Origin of the sequence: Pseudomonas sp. Irchel 3F6 (assembly GCF_900187595.1) — a bacterium.
GTDB lineage: Bacteria > Pseudomonadota > Gammaproteobacteria > Pseudomonadales > Pseudomonadaceae > Aquipseudomonas > Aquipseudomonas siliginis.
In genome coordinates this window covers 131,455-147,002 of sequence record NZ_FYDP01000002.1, presented here as the reverse complement: position 1 = coordinate 147,002, position 15,548 = coordinate 131,455, and the positions used below count along the sequence as shown (strand labels likewise).

Sequence of the window (15,548 nt, the reverse complement as noted above, 5' to 3'; positions counted from 1 at the left end):
TAACACACGGACGCCGTCCGTTCTGTTTTCCACTGGAGAATCCCGATGGCGCTAGAACGCTCCGACGTGGAAAAAATCGCGCATCTGGCCTGCCTTGGCCTCAACGATGCCGATCTTCCGCACATTACTTCCGCCCTCAACAGCATTCTCGGGCTGGTCGACGAAATGCAGGCCGTTGATACCGACGGTATCGAGCCGCTGGCCCACCCCCTGGAAGCCAGTCAGCGCCTGCGCGCCGACGTGGTGACCGAGACGAATAATCGCGAGGCCTACCAGTCCATCGCACCAGCGGTCGAAAACGGCCTGTATCTGGTTCCGAAAGTCATCGACTAAAGGGAAAGAGCCTGCAATGCATCAAATGACTCTGGCCGAGATCGCCCGCGGTCTCGCCGATAAAAAGTTTTCCTCCGAAGAGCTGACCAAAGTCCTGCTGGCGCGTATTACCCAGCTCGATCCGCAGCTCAACAGTTTCATCAGCCTCACCGAGGATCTGGCCATCGAGCAGGCGAAAGCCGCCGATGCACGCCGGGCCAATGGTGAGAGCGGCGCCCTGCTCGGCGCGCCGATTGCCCACAAGGATCTGTTCTGCACCCAGGGCATCCGCACCAGCTGCGGCTCGAAGATGCTCGACAACTTCAAAGCCCCGTATGACGCCACTGTCGTTGCGAAACTGGCCGCTGCCGGCGCCGTGACCCTGGGCAAGACCAACATGGACGAATTCGCCATGGGTTCGGCCAACGAGTCGAGCTGGTACGGCGCGGTGAAAAACCCGTGGAACCTGGAACACGTGCCGGGCGGTTCGTCCGGTGGTTCGGCCGCCGCCGTGGCCGCTCGCCTGCTGCCTGCCGCCACCGCCACCGACACCGGCGGTTCGATCCGCCAGCCGGCAGCATTCACCAACCTCACCGGTTTGAAGCCGACCTACGGTCGCGTTTCGCGCTGGGGCATGATTGCCTACGCGTCCAGCCTTGATCAGGGCGGTCCGTTGGCGCGCACGGCCGAAGATTGCGCGATTCTGCTGCAAGGCATGGCCGGCTTCGACCCGAACGACTCCACCAGCATCGATGAGCCGGTGCCGGATTACTCCGCCGGCCTGGGCGATTCGCTGCAAGGCCTGCGCATCGGCGTGCCGAAGGAATACTTCAGCGCCGGTCTCGACCCGCGCATCGCCGAGCTGATCCAGAACAGCATCCGGCAGTTGCAGAAGCTTGGTGCGGTGATCAAGGAAATCAGCCTGCCGAACATGCAGCACGCGATCCCGGCTTATTACGTGATCGCCCCGGCAGAAGCGTCTTCCAACCTGTCGCGTTTCGACGGCGTGCGTTTCGGCCACCGCTGCGAAAACCCGGAAAACCTCATCGACCTGTACAAGCGCTCCCGTGGCGAAGGCTTCGGCGCGGAAGTGCAGCGCCGGATCATGGTCGGTGCCTACGCGCTGTCCGCCGGTTACTACGACGCCTACTACCTGAAAGCGCAGAAGATCCGCCGTCTGGTGAAGAACGATTTCATGGCTGCGTTCAATGAAGTCGACATCATCCTCGGCCCGACCACGCCGAACCCGGCCTGGAAGCTTGGCGCGAAGAACAGCGACCCGGTCGCTGCATACCTGGAAGACGTCTACACCATCACCGCCAACCTCGCCGGCCTGCCGGGCCTGTCGATGCCGGCCGGTTTTGTCGACGGTCTGCCGGTGGGCGTGCAGTTGCTCGCGCCGTATTTCCAGGAAGGCCGCCTGTTGAACGTTGCCCACCAGTATCAGCTCAACACTGACTGGCACACCCGCACCCCAACCGGCTTCTGAGGAGACACACATGCAATGGGAAGTCGTGATCGGGCTGGAGATTCACACTCAGCTCACCACCCGGTCGAAAATCTTTTCCGGTAGTTCCACCACATTCGGTTCCGAGCCGAACACCCAGGCCAGCCTGATCGACCTGGGCATGCCCGGCGTGCTGCCGGTGCTCAACCAGGAAGCGGTGCGCATGGCGGTGATGTTCGGTCTGGCAATTGACGCCGAGATCGGCCAGCACAACGTGTTCGCCCGGAAAAACTATTTCTACCCGGATCTGCCCAAGGGCTATCAGATCAGCCAGATGGAATTGCCGATCGTTGGCAAAGGGCACCTGGACATCGCCCTGGAAGACGGCACGGTCAAACGCGTCGGCATCACCCGCGCGCACCTGGAAGAAGATGCCGGCAAGAGCCTGCACGAAGAATTCAACGGTGCCACCGGCATCGACCTGAACCGTGCCGGCACGCCGCTGCTGGAAATCGTTTCCGAGCCGGACATGCGCAGCGCCAAGGAAGCCGTGGCTTACGTCAAGGCGATCCACGCACTGGTGCGTTACCTGGGCATCTGCGACGGCAACATGGCCGAAGGCTCGCTGCGTTGCGACTGCAACGTCTCGGTACGCCCGAAAGGCCAGGTCGAGTTCGGCACTCGCTGCGAGATCAAGAACGTCAACTCGTTCCGCTTCATCGAGAAGGCAATCAACTCCGAGATCCAGCGTCAGATCGAGCTGATCGAAGACGGCGGCAAAGTGATCCAGCAGACCCGTCTGTACGATCCGAACAAGGACGAGACCCGTCCGATGCGTTCGAAAGAGGAAGCCAACGACTACCGTTACTTCCCCGATCCGGACCTGCTGCCGGTGGTCATCGAAGAGTCGTTCCTCGGTGAAGTGCGTGCCACCCTGCCGGAACTGCCACCGCAAAAGCGCGAACGCTTCCAGAGCCAGTTCGGTCTGTCGGCCTACGACGCCAACGTGCTGGCCACCAGCCGTGAACAGGCGGATTACTTCGAGAAAGTCGCAGCCATCGGCGGCGACGCGAAACTGGCGGCGAACTGGGTGATGGTCGAGTTGGGCAGCCTGCTCAACAAGCAGGGCCTGGACATCGAGGATTCGCCAGTCTCCGCCGAGCAACTGGGCGGCATGCTGCAGCGCATCAAGGACAACACCATCTCCGGCAAGATCGCCAAGGTGGTGTTCGAAGCGATGGCCAACGGCGAAGGCAGTGCTGACGAGATCATCGAAAAGCGCGGCCTCAAGCAAGTCACCGATACCGGCGCGATCTCGGCCGTGCTCGACGAAATGCTCGCGGCCAACGCCGAACAGGTCGAACAGTACCGCGCGGCAGACGAAGCCAAACGCGGCAAGATGTTCGGTTTCTTCGTCGGCCAGGCCATGAAAGCCTCGAAAGGCAAGGCCAACCCGCAGCAGGTGAACGAATTGCTGAAAAGCAAGCTCGAAGGCTGACCACCAATGGAGCCAGATCCAAAGCCTGGCTCCATTCCCTGTGGAAGGGACCTGTGGCGAGGGGATTTATCCCCGTTGGGCCGCGAAGAGGCCCCAATTGCTGAGCTTGATTTGCACCAGATAAACCGAGTTCTCAGTTTTGGGACTGCTGCGCAGTCCAACGGGGATAAATCCCCTCGCCACAGGTCACTCCTACATTTGATCCGGGATACCTTTGAATGAAGCGTCTGTTGCTGAGCAGCGCCCTGCTCTCTCTGCTGGCCGGTTGCGCCAGTACCGACACCATCGACCCGCACGGTTACGACCAGACCGGCGTCGCCTCCTATTACGGAGCCAGGCATCACGGTAAACGCACCGCCAGCGGCGAAGCGTTCAACCAGCATTCCCTGACCGCCGCCCACCGCCAGTTGCCGTTCGGCACGCGGGTGAAGGTCACCAATCTGAGAAACGATGAATCAGTCGTGGTCCGCATCAATGACCGTGGCCCGCACACCCGTGGCCGACTGATCGATCTGTCACGCGAGGCCGCCGATGAAATCGGCATGCTGCGCAGCGGCACCGCACGGGTTCGCGTGCAGGCCCTGGACTGATGGAGCGCCGACCATTTTCGGACTAGCCGATCTGCCGCTGATCAACGTCATCGAACTGCTCAGCGGCCTGTGTCTTTTGCTCATCGGCGCCGAGCTGATGGTGCGCGCCGCCGTGCGTCTGGCCGAGCGCCTGCATGTGCGTCCGTTGATCATCGGCCTGACCATCGTCGCCCTCGGCAGCAGCGCGCCGCAGATGACCGTGAGCCTGCAAGCGGCGTTGACCGACAACCCCGACATCGCCGTCGGCAGCGTGGTCGGCAGCGGCATCTTCAATATCCTCGTAACCCTTGGCCTGTCGGCACTGATCATCCCGCTGCGCGTGTCGCGGCAACTGGTGCGCCTGGATATCCCGCTGATGATCGGTGCCAGCCTGCTGGTATTCATCCTCGCCTGGAATAAAGACCTCGGGCGTTTCGACGGCGTCGTGCTGCTCGGCGCTTTGGCGCTGTACCTCGGCTTGCTGTTGCGTCAGTCGCGACACTCGACCCGGCCCCATGGCGCACGACCACAGGATACGCAGCAATCCTGGTTGATCAGTGTGCTGATGATTCTCGCTGGCCTTGCCATGCTGGTGTTCGCCGGGCGTTTGCTGCTCGGCGCCGCCGTGGTCGTGGCCACCGACCTGGGCCTGTCGGAACGGGTCATCGGCCTGACCGTGGTTGCGGTCGGCACTTCGTTGCCGGAACTGGCGACGTCGCTGATCGCTGCGTTGCGCGGGCAGCGCGACATTGCCGTGGGCAACGTGATCGGCGCCAATCTGTTCAACCTGCTCGGGGTACTCGGGCTGACCGCGCTGCTCGCACCGACGCCGCTTTCCGTCTCCCCCAACGCGCTGGATTTTGACTTGCCGGTGATGCTCGGCGTCGCTGCGCTGTGCCTTCCGGTGTTTTACTCGGGCTACCGCGTGACCCGGGCCGAAGGCTTGCTGCTGCTCGGTTTGTATCTGGTCTACGGGCTGCACGTGGTGTCGTTCACCACTGGCATGCCGCTGGCCGGCAAACTCGAGCGCTTGATGCTGTTTTATGTCCTGCCGGCGCTGCTGACGTTTCTGCTGTTCACGTCGATCCGCGCCTGGCGTCGCCAACACCACAAGAGAGATGTGCCATGAGCGAGTCGAAGCAGTCCGGGGTTGAAATCCGTCGTCAGGTCATGGGCGATGCGTTCGTTGATCGCGCCATGGGCAACGCCACCGAGTTCACCCAGCCGTTGCAGGATTTCGTCAATGAACACGCCTGGGGTGGCGTGTGGAATCGCGAAGGTTTGTCGCTGAAAACCCGCAGCCTGATTACCCTCGCCGCGCTGACCGCGTTGAAGTGCCCGCAGGAGTTGAAGGGCCACGTGCGCGGTGCGCTGAACAACGGCTGCACGGTGGAAGAGATTCGCGAAGCGCTGCTGCATTGCGCGGTGTATGCCGGCGTACCGGCGGCGATCGATGCGTTTCGCGCGGCGCAGGAAGTGATCGACAGCTATCAGAAACCGCAGTGACCGCCTTCGCGAGCAGGCTCGCTCCCACAGTTGGAATGCGTTTCCCTGTGGGAGCGAGCCTGCTCGCGAAGAGGCCCTGACAGACACTGCAAATCCTTGGTCAGATCCACCCACCCCACTGCAACACAAAGATCCCGACATTGGTGGTAATAGCCGCCATCAACGTGGTCATCACGATAATCGCTGCTGCAAGCTCATGATTGCCCTGCGCCGCCCGGGCCATGACGAAACTCGCCGCCGCCGTCGGGCTGCCAAAGTAGAGAAACAGAATCCCCAATTCCGCCCCGCGAAAGCCCCACAGCCATGCCCCCAGTGTCGCCAGCACCGGCAGACCGATCATCTTCACCAGGCTGGAACTGAGCGCCATGTTGCCGCTCTTGCGCAGCGCCGCCAGTGACAGCGTGCCGCCGATACAGATCAGCGCCAGTGGCAAAGTGGTCTGCGCCAGATACTGGCCGGAGGTCTCCAGCCAGCCCGGCAGTCCGATCTTGAAATAGGCAAACGGCGCTGCCGAAATCACGCTGATGATCAGCGGGTTGCTGAACACGCTTTTGCAGATGCTCCACGGATCGGACTTGATCACCGGGCTGTACACCGCCAGCACAATGGTCGACAGGGTGTTGTAGAACAGGATCACCAGCGCCGCCAGAATCGCCCCGAGGGAAATGCCGTAATCGCCGTACATGCTCGCGGCGAGTGCAAGACCGATCACGCCGTTGTTGCCGCGAAACGCACCCTGGGTATAGATGCCGCGATCTTCGCGCGGACACTTGAAAATCGCCCAGCCCCAGGCCACAGCGAAACTCACCAGCGTTGCGAGGGAAAAGTAGATCAGTAGCGAAGGTTGCAGTGCGGCGTGCAGGTCAGCGTGGAGAATGCCGAGGAACAGCAGCGCCGGCATGGTCACGTTGAACACCAGCGACGAGGCGGTGTGGATGAAGTTGTCGTTGATCCAGTCGATGCGCTTGAGCAGCACACCGAGAAACAGCATGGCAAACACCGGCGCGGTGATGTTCAGGGTTTCAAGAAAGATTGCCAGCATGCCGGAGAGCCTTGGGTGAGCTTAGTCAGGGGGGCAATGATAAAGCAAAAGCCCCTCACCCTAGCCCTCTCCCAAAGGGAGAGGGAACCGATCGGGGGATATTTAAACAATCCACCGACCTGAAATGACATCGTCGAATCCATAATCGACCCGATTTGTCAGGTCGATGTATAGCGCCAAACAACTCGGTCGGCCCCCTCTCCCTCCGGGAGAGGGCTGGGGTGAGGGGCTTTTGATCTTCCATGAAACGATCAGGTAATCGGCGCCGGGTTGAACAAGGTGATGTCGTTGTGCAGCTTGTGCTTCTCCGCCCAGGTCTGTTGCTTGCCACTGGCAACGTCCAGGTAATAGTGAAACAACTCCCAGCCCAGTTCTTCGATGGTCGCGCGCCCGGTGGCAATGCGTCCGGCGTCGATGTCGATCAGGTCCGGCCAGCGCTGCGCCAGTTCAGTCCGCGTCGAAACCTTGACCACCGGCGCCATGGCCAGCCCGTAAGGCGTGCCGCGACCGGTGGTGAACACGTGCAGGTTCATCCCTGCTGCCAGTTGCAACGTACCGCAGACAAAATCGCTGGCCGGCGTCGCGCAGAAAATCAGGCCCTTGTGCTTGAAACGCTCGCCCGGGCCGAGCACGCCATTGATCGCGCTGCTGCCGGACTTGACGATCGAGCCCAGCGACTTCTCGACAATGTTCGACAACCCGCCCTTCTTGTTGCCCGGCGTGGTGTTGGCGCTGCGATCGGCCTCGCCCTTGGCCAGGTAACGGTCGTACCAGTCCATCTCGCGCACCAGCTCTTCGGCGACGGTTTGCGTTTGCGCCCGCGACGTCAGCAAGTAGATCGCATCGCGCACTTCGGTGACTTCGGAAAACATCACCGTCGCCCCCGCGCGCAACAGCAAGTCCGAGGCATAACCCAGCGCCGGGTTGGCGGTGATGCCGGAGAACGCGTCGCTGCCGCCGCACTGCATACCGAGAATCAGCTCGGAGGCCGGCACGGTTTCGCGGCGGCGCTGGTCGAGTTTCTTCAAGCGCACTTCGGCCAGTTCCATGATCTGTTCGATCATTTCGGTAAAGCCGTGACTGGAATCCTGCAAGCGGTACAGCCACGGATCGCTGAGATCCACCGAGGCATCGTCCTCGTGCATCACCTGCCCGGCCTGCAATTTCTCGCAGCCCAGACCGATCACCAGCGCCTCGCCGCCCAGGTTCGGGTTGCGCGCCAGATTGCGCACGGTACGAATCGGGATGTAGGCGTCGGTCGCGGTAATCGCCACACCGCAGCCATAACTGTGGGTCAGCGCCACCACGTCATCGACGTGCGGGTACTTCGGCAGCAGCTCTTCCTTGATGCGCTTGACCGCGTGATCGAGCACGCCGGTGACGCACTGCACGGTGGTGGTGATGCCGAGAATGTTGCGCGTGCCGACGGTGCCGTCGGCGTTGCGATAACCCTCGAACGTGAAGCCTTCCAGCGGTGCCTGCGCGTCCGGCACATCGGTGGACAGCGGCAAGCTGTCCAGCGGCGGCGCGGTCGGCATGCGCAGTTGATCTTCCTTGACCCAACTGCCGCGACGGATCGGCTGCAAGGCATAGCCGATAATCTGCCCGTAACGAATCACCGGCCCGCCCTCAGGAATATCCTCCAGAGTGACCTTGTGGCTCTGCGGTACGAAATCCAGCGTGACCAGGCCATCGGCAAACTCGGTACCGGCCGGTACGCCCTGATCGTTGACCACCACTACAACGTTGTCCCGCTCGTGCAGGCGGATGTAGCGCGGCGAGTCGGAATGTTCAATCAACTGCATGACGCCGCTCCTCAGGAATGCGCTTGAGACAAATTGCCGGTGGCTTCATTGCCGCCCTTGGCTGGCGGCTCTTTCAAGACCACACGCTTGATCGGGCCGACGATTACCAGATAGCTGAACACCGCGACCAGTGCGTTGGCACCGACAAACACCAGCGCCCACTTGAACGAGCCGGTGGAGCTGATGATGTAGCCGATGACGATCGGCGTGGTGATCGAAGCGATGTTGCCGAAGGTGTTGAACAGGCCCCCGCTCAGACCGGCGATCTGTTTCGGCGAAGTGTCGGAAACCACCGCCCAGCCCAGTGCGCCAACGCCTTTGCCGAAGAATGCCAGAGCCATGAAGCCCACCACCATCCATTCCACGTCAACATAGTTGCACGCGACGATGCTGCTCGACACCAGCAGGCCGGCGATGATCGGCGCCTTGCGGGCGAAGGTCAGCGAATGGCCCTTGCGCAGCAGGTAGTCGGAAATCACCCCGCCGAGCACGCCGCCGATAAAGCCGCAAATGGCCGGCAACGAAGCGATGAAACCGGCCTTGAGAATGGTCATGCCACGCTCTTGCACCAGATACACCGGGAACCAGGTCAGGAAGAAATAGGTGATGCCGTTGATGCAGTACTGGCCCAGATACACGCCGAGCATCATGCGGTTGGTCAGCAACTGACGGATGTAATCCCACTTCGGACCGTCGGACTTCTTGCCCTTCTGATCCATGTCGACCATGCCGCCGTTGTCAGCGATGTGCTTGAACTCGGCCTCGTTGACGCGTGGGTGTTCGCGCGGGCTGTAGATGACTTTCAGCCACACCAGCGAGAACACGATACCGAGGATACCCATGACGATGAACACGTGCTCCCAGCCGAAGCTGTAGACGATCCAGCCCATCAACGGCGCGAACAGCACGGTGGCAAAGTATTGCGCCGAGTTGAAGATCGCCGAAGCGGTACCGCGTTCAGCGGTCGGGAACCACGCCGCCACGATGCGCGCGTTGCCGGGGAACGATGGCGCTTCGGCCAGGCCCACAAGGAAACGCAGCATGAACAGCGCAACCACTGCCGTGGACATGCCGAATTCACCGACGAAGCCTTGCAGCACGGTGAACAGCGACCAGGTGAAAATGCTCAGAGCATAGACTTTTTTCGAGCCGAAGCGATCGAGCAGCCAGCCACCGGGAATTTGCCCGGCGACGTAGGCCCAACCGAATGCGGAGAAGATGTAGCCGAGGGTGACGGCGTCAATGCCAAGGTCCTTTTGCAGGCTGGAGCCGGCAATGGCGATCGTGGCACGGTCGGCGTAGTTGATCGTGGTCACCAGAAACAGCATGAGCAGGATCAAATAGCGGACGTGAGTCGGCTTGGAGGATTGCATGCAGATGTACTCCCACTGATTATTTTTATGCGGGGTGAAGCTTCTTTGGTCTTGCATTTATTCCCTGTAGGAGCTGCCGAAGGCTGCGATCTTTTGATCTTGATCTTGAAAAAAAAGATCAAAAGATCGCAGCCTTCGGCAGCTCCTACAGGGGTACTGCGTGTATCAGGAGCCTACATAGGCGGTTTTCACCACGGTGTAGAACTCTTGTGCATAGCGGCCTTGCTCACGGGAGCCGTAGGACGAGCCTTTACGGCCACCGAACGGTACGTGGTAATCCACACCGGCGGTCGGCAGGTTGACCATCACCATCCCGGCCTGGGAGTGGCGCTTGAAGTGGTTGGCGTACTTCAGCGAGGTGGTGGCGATGCCGGCCGACAAGCCGAATTCGGTGTCGTTGGCCATTGCCAGCGCAGCTTCGTAATCGGCCACACGAACAATGTTGGCCACCGGGCCGAAGATCTCTTCGCGGCTGATGCGCATCGACGCTTCGCTGTCGGCGAACAGGGTTGGCGCGAGGAAGTAGCCCTCGGTGTCGCATGTCACCACACCGCCGCCGCTGACCAGACGTGCACCTTCGGACTGGCCGATGTCGATGTACTTCATGTCCTGTTCCAGCTGCGCCTGGGAGACCACCGGACCGATGTCGGTGCCGGCCTTCAGCGCGTGGCCGACCTTGATCGACTTCATGCGCTCGGCCATCGCTTCAACGAACTTGTCGTGAATGCCGGCGGTGACGATCAGACGGCTCGACGCTGTGCAGCGCTGGCCGGTGGAGTAGAACGCGCTCTGCACCGACAGCTCGACCGCTTGCTTGAGGTCGGCGTCGTCGAGAATGATCTGCGGGTTCTTGCCGCCCATTTCCAGCTGCACCTTGGCCTGGCGCGAAACGCAGTTGACGGCGATCTGGCGGCCAACGCCCACCGAACCGGTGAAGCTGATGCCGTCGACTTTCGGGCTGTTGACCAACGCCTCGCCAACCACGCGACCGCTGCCCATTACCAGGTTGAACACACCGGCCGGGAAGCCCGCGCGGGAGATGATTTCGGCCAGCGCCCAGGCGCAGCCCGGAACCAGATCGGCAGGTTTGAGCACGACGCAGTTGCCGTAGGCCAGGGCCGGAGCAATTTTCCACGCCGGGATGGCGATCGGGAAGTTCCACGGCGTGATCAGACCGACCACGCCCAGGGCTTCGCGAGTGACCTCGACGTTGACGCCCGGGCGTACCGACGGCACATAGTCACCGGACAGACGCAGGCATTCACCGGCGAAGAACTTGAAAATGTTGCCGGCGCGGGTCACTTCACCGATCGCCTCCGGCAGGGTCTTGCCTTCTTCACGGGCCAGCAGGGTGCCAAGCTCTTCGCGACGGGCGAGAATTTCCGTGCCGACTTTATCCAGCGAATCGTGACGAGCCTGGATGCCCGACGTGGAGTACGCCGGGAACGCAGCGCGGGCAGCGTCGATTGCGGCGTTGACCTGGGTCAGGTCAGCCTTGGCGTAGTCGCCGATGGTGTCGCTGAGTTCGGACGGGTTGATGTTGGCCGAGTAATCGGCACCGGCGACCCATTCGCCATTGATGTAGTTGTCGTAGCGTTTTGCAGTTGTCACAGGGCAGCCCTCAACTCTAAAAGCCTTCACGCAAAAAGCCGCTGATTGCTCAGCGGCCTCGCTTTTCTCGCTTATTGCGCGCCTTGCTTGTCGATCAGCGCGGCGAGCATTTCGTACTCTTCGCCGGTCAGGTCGGTCAGCGGCGCACGCACCGGACCTGCGTCATAGCCGGCGATTTTTGCACCTGCCTTGACGATACTCACGGCGTAACCGGCCTTGCGGTTACGGATGTCCAGGTACGGCAGGAAGAAGTCGTCGATGATCTTGCCGACGGTGGCGTGATCTTCGCGAGCGATCGCGTGGTAGAAGTCCATCGCGGTTTTCGGGATGAAGTTGAACACCGCCGAGGAGTACACCGGCACGCCCAAAGCCTTGTAGGCAGCGGCGTAGACTTCAGCGGTCGGCAGACCACCCAGGTAGCTGAAGCGATCACCGAGGCGGCGACGGATCGACACCATCAACTCGATATCGCCCAGGCCATCCTTGTAGCCGATCAGGTTCGGGCAGCGCTCGGCCAGACGTTCCAGCAGCGGCGCGGTGAGACGGCAAACGTTGCGGTTGTAGACGACCACGCCGATCTTCACCGATTTGCACACGGCTTCAACGTGGGCGGCAACACCGTCCTGGCTCGCTTCGGTCAGGTAGTGCGGCAGCAGCAGCAGACCTTTGGCGCCCAGACGCTCGGCTTCCTGAGCGTATTCGATGGCCTGGCGGGTCGAACCGCCGACGCCGGCGAGGATTGGCACGCTGGTTGCGCAGGTGTCGACGGCAGTCTTGATGATTTCCGAGTATTCGCTGGCGGCCAGGGAGAAGAACTCACCGGTGCCACCGGCGGCGAACAGAGCCGAAGCGCCATACGGAGCCAGCCATTCCAGACGTTTGATGTAGCCCGCGCGGTTGAAATCGCCCTGCGCGTTGAAATCGGTCACCGGGAAAGACAGCAGGCCGGCAGAGAGGATGGACTTCAGTTCTTGTGGATTCATTATTCGAACACCCTGGTAGCAACGTTTTATTGTGAGTGGATCGTTCAGCCTTCGCCGAAGTTGTAGGTCATCGTACAACTTAAAAAATAACCGTCAACTGCATTTCATCGTTGGCAGGGCTTTTTTGTCGGACAAGATTGGCTTTTGCACTTTATGAAATGGCTACAAGGCTCGTGCTTGACGCTTTCGAAGGCTGAAATATCCGGTCTGGATTCGTTTAATTCTGTAGCGACCTGCGGCTCGTAAAGTACGTCGACTGCCACGAAGGATCGTGGCGGACCACTCAAAGGAAGCCGCTATGTCGATGCATTTTGCCGCCCCCACCCTCACCCACGTCGCCCCAGCGCAAGACGATTGCGTGACGCTTCAGCTCTCGCAATTGCCGGACATCCTCACCGTGCAGGTCCCGGATTCCAGCGATTTCGCAGCAAACTGGAGCGTCTACGCGGTCCTCGGCAGCGATGCCGAGGAACCTGAATGGGAAGGTGATGAGGTGGACACTGGCGCCTGGGACGACGCCGAGGATGAAATGGAAAAGCTGCTCGACATCGAGGTGCAGCTGCCGAAAGAGGCATTGCAACCTTACCTGAACCGTGAGGTGGAGCTGCGCTACAAATTTCGTGACGAGTCGAGCATGGAGCCGTATTCGCTGCCGCTGCGAATGCGCATAGAGGCGTAAGACTCAGCTTCGCTGCGCCTGCGCCTCTTCATGGGCCTGGCGCAGTCTTTCACGGCTATTGGTCAGGTGCAGACGCATCGCCGCACGCGCGGCATCGGAGTCCTGACGGGCAATCGCGTCGTAGATTTCCTCGTGCTCGCGGCTCAGGCGGCTCATGTAGTGCTGTTGATCATCGTGGGCCAGCCGCGCCGAGTTCAGCCGCGTACGTGGAATGATGCTGGTGCCCAGGTGCGTCATGATGTCGGTGAAGTAGCGGTTGCCGGTGGACAGGGCAATTTCCAGGTGGAAAGCGAAGTCCGACGACACCGCATCGCTGGCATGGGACGCGCTTTCGTTCAAGGCGTCGAGGGCGGCGCGCATGGTTGCCAGTTGTTCGGGGCTGCGGCGTTGCGCGGCAAGGCCGGCGGATTCGACTTCGAGGCTGATGCGCAATTCGAGAATCGCCAGCACGTCACGCAGGGTGACAACGGTGGCCGGATCAATGCGGAAACCGCTCGGGCTCGGCGTATCGAGAACAAAGGTGCCGATGCCGTGGCGGGTTTCTACCTGGCCGGCGGCCTGCAGACGGGAAATTGCCTCGCGGACCACGGTGCGGCTGACGCCATGGGCTTCCATGATCGCCGACTCGGTGGGCAACTTGTCGCCACGCTTGAGCAGGCCATCGCGGATCTGCTCGCTCAACACCGTCACCAATTCCTGGGCGAGGCTGCGGCGCTTGCGGGGGAGGCGCGGGGTGTCGATCAGCTTTTCCATGGTCTGCATCTTGTCTCGAAAGTTCGGCTTGGCGCCATCATAGCTCAAGCGGGTTGTACGATCACCGGGCAGATCACATTGCCCCACTGTGGGAGCGAGCCTGCTCGCGAAAGCGGTGGTTCAGACGACAGATTCGTCGACCGATATGACCCCTTCGCGAGCAGGCTCGCTCCCACAGGTGGATGTTCAGACAGTTATGGCCTGTTCGACCAGACGACCGCTGTCGATCCGCACATGCCGTGGATGGAATCGTTTCAAACTGCTTCGGTGACCGACGCTGACAATGCTCAGCCCCGGAATCTCATCGATCAACGCCTGATACAAGGTCGCCTCGTCCTCTTCATCCATCGCCGATGTAGCCTCGTCCATGTACAGCCATTGCGGTGCGTAGAGAAGCGCGCGGGCGAAGGCCAGGCGTTGCTGCTCACCCGGCGAGAGCATGCGTTGCCAGTGATTGGCTTCATCCAGCCGCCCGACCAGGTGTGGCAGACGGCAAGTTTCCAGCACCTGAGCATAACGTTCTGGCGCGTAGGTATCGCCCGGTTGTGGATAACTCAACGCTTCACGCAATGTGCCGATCGGCAGATAAGGCTTCTGCGGCAGGAACAGATAACGCGCCGCCGGCAAACGAATATTGCCGTGCCCCGCCGGCCACAAATGCCCCATCGCTCGCAGCAGTGTCGACTTGCCGCTGCCGGAACGGCCGCTGAGCATCACGCGCTCACCCGGTTCAACGGTCATGTCGGCGTCGGTCAGCAGGTGACGACCATCGGCCAGATCGAGGCCGAGGTTGTGCACCTGCAACTCACTGCCCTGGTTCTGCACGTCGATGGCCGGGGTGCGTTGTTCGTTGTCGCTCATGGCCTGACGGAAACTCAGCAAACGATCACAGGTGGCGCGCCACGCGGCGAGATCCGAGTAGGCGGTGATGAACCAGCTGAAATTCTCCTGCACGTTGCCGAACGCCGAGTTGATTTGCATCAGCTCGCCCAGTTCGATCTTGCCGGACAGATAGCGCGGTGCGGCGACGACAAACGGGAAAATGATTGCGATCTGACCGTAGCCGGAGGTGAAGAACGTCAGGCGCTTGGACACGCGCATGATGTCCCAGAAATTGTGCCAGACCAGTCCGAAGCGATTGCTCAAGCGGCGGTTTTCATTGGGTTCGCCGTTGTACAAGGCGATGCTTTCAGCGTTCTCACGCACGCGGACCATGGAAAAACGCAGGTCTGCTTCGAAGCGTTGTTGCTTGTTGTTCAGACCGATCAGACGGCGACCGATCAAATGCGTCAGCCAACTACCAACCGCCGCGTACAACAGTGCGCACCAGAACATGTAGCCGGGAATCTCGATGCCGAACACTTCAATACTGCCCGACACGCCCCACAAAATGATCGAGAACGACACCAGACTGACAATCGTGCGCAGCAGCCCGAGGCCCAGGCTCAGGGTGTTGGCGGTGTAAGTGTTGAGGTCTTCGGAAATCCGCTGGTCGGGGTTATCGGTATAACCGCCCTGCTCCAGCTGGTAGTAATTCTTGTGGTCCAGCCAGCGCTTGAAGTGCTTTTCGGTCAGCCACGCCCGCCAGCGGATCGTCAGCATCTGCGTCAGATACAACCGATACACCGCGCCGAGAATCGCCACCGTCGCGATGCCGCAGAAATACAGGATCAACTGCCAGAACGCGGCTTCATCCTTTCTCTGCAAAGCGTTGTAGAAATCCTTGTACCAACTGTTGATCCACACCGAGATCGCTACGCTGAACAGCGTCAGCGCAATTACGGCAATCAGCAACGTCCAGGCCTTGCCCTTCTCTTCGCTGCGCCAGTAAGGCGTGGTCATCGCCCAGACTTTGCGAAAAAACTGCCCGCGCACAGCATCGTTGACCGCGGAATATTCAGCGTTCTGATTCATGGATAAGGCTCGATAGTAAAAAGAACGGACACGCGCCGATCATAGATGATCGGCGC

14 protein-coding genes are annotated in these 15,548 nt (G+C 60.9%); 7 read left to right on the top strand and 7 right to left on the bottom strand.

The window, feature by feature from the left end; translation table 11 throughout:
* Positions 1-45: 45 nt before the first annotated feature.
* The 6 genes from gatC to CKW30_RS06655 all read left to right on the top strand — a co-directional run bounded on the left by gatC (position 46) and on the right by CKW30_RS06655 (position 5,332).
* Complete coding sequence (gatC, locus tag CKW30_RS06680) at positions 46-333, top strand: Asp-tRNA(Asn)/Glu-tRNA(Gln) amidotransferase subunit GatC (protein ID WP_024011606.1); 288 nt, start codon at positions 46-48, stop codon at positions 331-333.
* 16 nt (positions 334-349) lie between these two features.
* A complete protein-coding gene (gene gatA, locus CKW30_RS06675; RefSeq protein WP_095180370.1) occupies positions 350-1,801 on the top strand; it encodes an Asp-tRNA(Asn)/Glu-tRNA(Gln) amidotransferase subunit GatA in 1,452 nt (483 codons plus the stop codon).
* Positions 1,802-1,811: 10 nt separating this feature from the next.
* Complete coding sequence (gatB, locus tag CKW30_RS06670; RefSeq protein ID WP_016771702.1) at positions 1,812-3,257, top strand: Asp-tRNA(Asn)/Glu-tRNA(Gln) amidotransferase subunit GatB; 1,446 nt, start codon at positions 1,812-1,814, stop codon at positions 3,255-3,257.
* Positions 3,258-3,475: 218 nt separating this feature from the next.
* Entirely contained in the window at positions 3,476-3,847 is a 372-nt protein-coding gene (locus CKW30_RS06665) for a septal ring lytic transglycosylase RlpA family protein (protein WP_095180369.1), read from the top strand.
* Between the two features lie 97 nt (positions 3,848-3,944).
* On the top strand, positions 3,945-4,955 hold the full coding sequence (locus CKW30_RS06660) for a calcium/sodium antiporter (protein ID WP_371857547.1): 1,011 nt from the start codon (positions 3,945-3,947) through the stop codon (positions 4,953-4,955).
* Complete coding sequence (locus CKW30_RS06655) at positions 4,952-5,332, top strand: carboxymuconolactone decarboxylase family protein (RefSeq protein WP_095180368.1); 381 nt, start codon at positions 4,952-4,954, stop codon at positions 5,330-5,332. Before CKW30_RS06660 ends, CKW30_RS06655 begins: the two co-directional genes overlap by 4 nt.
* Positions 5,333-5,432: 100 nt before the next feature.
* Here CKW30_RS06655 and CKW30_RS06650 read toward each other — a convergent pair whose 3' ends face one another.
* From CKW30_RS06650 to kdgD, 5 genes are all read right to left on the bottom strand, one after another.
* Positions 5,433-6,374, bottom strand: a complete 942-nt coding sequence (locus CKW30_RS06650; RefSeq protein WP_041477966.1) for an AEC family transporter — start codon at positions 6,372-6,374, stop codon at positions 5,433-5,435.
* A 251-nt stretch (positions 6,375-6,625) separates the two neighbouring features.
* Positions 6,626-8,179: a galactarate dehydratase gene (gene garD, locus CKW30_RS06645; RefSeq protein ID WP_016771706.1), complete on the bottom strand. Its 1,554-nt coding sequence runs from the start codon at positions 8,177-8,179 to the stop codon at positions 6,626-6,628.
* 11 nt (positions 8,180-8,190) lie between these two features.
* Entirely contained in the window at positions 8,191-9,552 is a 1,362-nt protein-coding gene (locus CKW30_RS06640; RefSeq protein WP_041477964.1) for an MFS transporter, read from the bottom strand.
* Between the two features lie 165 nt (positions 9,553-9,717).
* Complete coding sequence (locus CKW30_RS06635) at positions 9,718-11,163, bottom strand: aldehyde dehydrogenase family protein (protein ID WP_041477963.1); 1,446 nt, start codon at positions 11,161-11,163, stop codon at positions 9,718-9,720.
* Between the two features lie 71 nt (positions 11,164-11,234).
* Positions 11,235-12,146 (bottom strand): 5-dehydro-4-deoxyglucarate dehydratase, encoded by a 912-nt coding sequence (gene kdgD / locus CKW30_RS06630; protein ID WP_039759443.1) that lies wholly within the window; start codon positions 12,144-12,146, stop codon positions 11,235-11,237.
* Between the two features lie 298 nt (positions 12,147-12,444).
* On the opposite strand from kdgD, the gene CKW30_RS06625 reads away from it, so the two are divergent.
* Positions 12,445-12,825, top strand: coding sequence for a hypothetical protein (locus tag CKW30_RS06625; protein WP_056782919.1), 381 nt, complete (start codon positions 12,445-12,447; stop codon positions 12,823-12,825).
* A gap of 3 nt (positions 12,826-12,828) precedes the next feature.
* On the opposite strand, the gene CKW30_RS06620 is transcribed toward CKW30_RS06625, so the two are convergent.
* Both CKW30_RS06620 and CKW30_RS06615 read right to left on the bottom strand, forming a co-directional pair.
* Complete coding sequence (locus tag CKW30_RS06620; protein WP_177327011.1) at positions 12,829-13,578, bottom strand: FadR/GntR family transcriptional regulator; 750 nt, start codon at positions 13,576-13,578, stop codon at positions 12,829-12,831.
* Positions 13,579-13,764: 186 nt separating this feature from the next.
* A complete protein-coding gene (locus CKW30_RS06615; protein WP_056782917.1) occupies positions 13,765-15,492 on the bottom strand; it encodes an ABC transporter ATP-binding protein/permease in 1,728 nt (575 codons plus the stop codon).
* Positions 15,493-15,548 lie beyond the last annotated feature (56 nt).

Coding starts and splice junctions, on each gene's coding strand:
- gatA (WP_095180370.1), top strand. CDS start 350: ATGCATCAAATGACTCTGGCCGAGATCGCCCGCGGTCTCGCCGATAAA.
- CKW30_RS06625 (WP_056782919.1), top strand. CDS start 12,445: ATGTCGATGCATTTTGCCGCCCCCACCCTCACCCACGTCGCCCCAGCG.
- CKW30_RS06650 (WP_041477966.1), bottom strand. CDS start 6,374: ATGCTGGCAATCTTTCTTGAAACCCTGAACATCACCGCGCCGGTGTTT.
- gatC (WP_024011606.1), top strand. CDS start 46: ATGGCGCTAGAACGCTCCGACGTGGAAAAAATCGCGCATCTGGCCTGC.
- CKW30_RS06620 (WP_177327011.1), bottom strand. CDS start 13,578: ATGGAAAAGCTGATCGACACCCCGCGCCTCCCCCGCAAGCGCCGCAGC.
- CKW30_RS06655 (WP_095180368.1), top strand. CDS start 4,952: ATGAGCGAGTCGAAGCAGTCCGGGGTTGAAATCCGTCGTCAGGTCATG.
- gatB (WP_016771702.1), top strand. CDS start 1,812: ATGCAATGGGAAGTCGTGATCGGGCTGGAGATTCACACTCAGCTCACC.
- CKW30_RS06640 (WP_041477964.1), bottom strand. CDS start 9,552: ATGCAATCCTCCAAGCCGACTCACGTCCGCTATTTGATCCTGCTCATG.
- CKW30_RS06665 (WP_095180369.1), top strand. CDS start 3,476: ATGAAGCGTCTGTTGCTGAGCAGCGCCCTGCTCTCTCTGCTGGCCGGT.
- kdgD (WP_039759443.1), bottom strand. CDS start 12,146: ATGAATCCACAAGAACTGAAGTCCATCCTCTCTGCCGGCCTGCTGTCT.
- CKW30_RS06660 (WP_371857547.1), top strand. CDS start 3,945: ATGGTGCGCGCCGCCGTGCGTCTGGCCGAGCGCCTGCATGTGCGTCCG.
- garD (WP_016771706.1), bottom strand. CDS start 8,179: ATGCAGTTGATTGAACATTCCGACTCGCCGCGCTACATCCGCCTGCAC.
- CKW30_RS06615 (WP_056782917.1), bottom strand. CDS start 15,492: ATGAATCAGAACGCTGAATATTCCGCGGTCAACGATGCTGTGCGCGGG.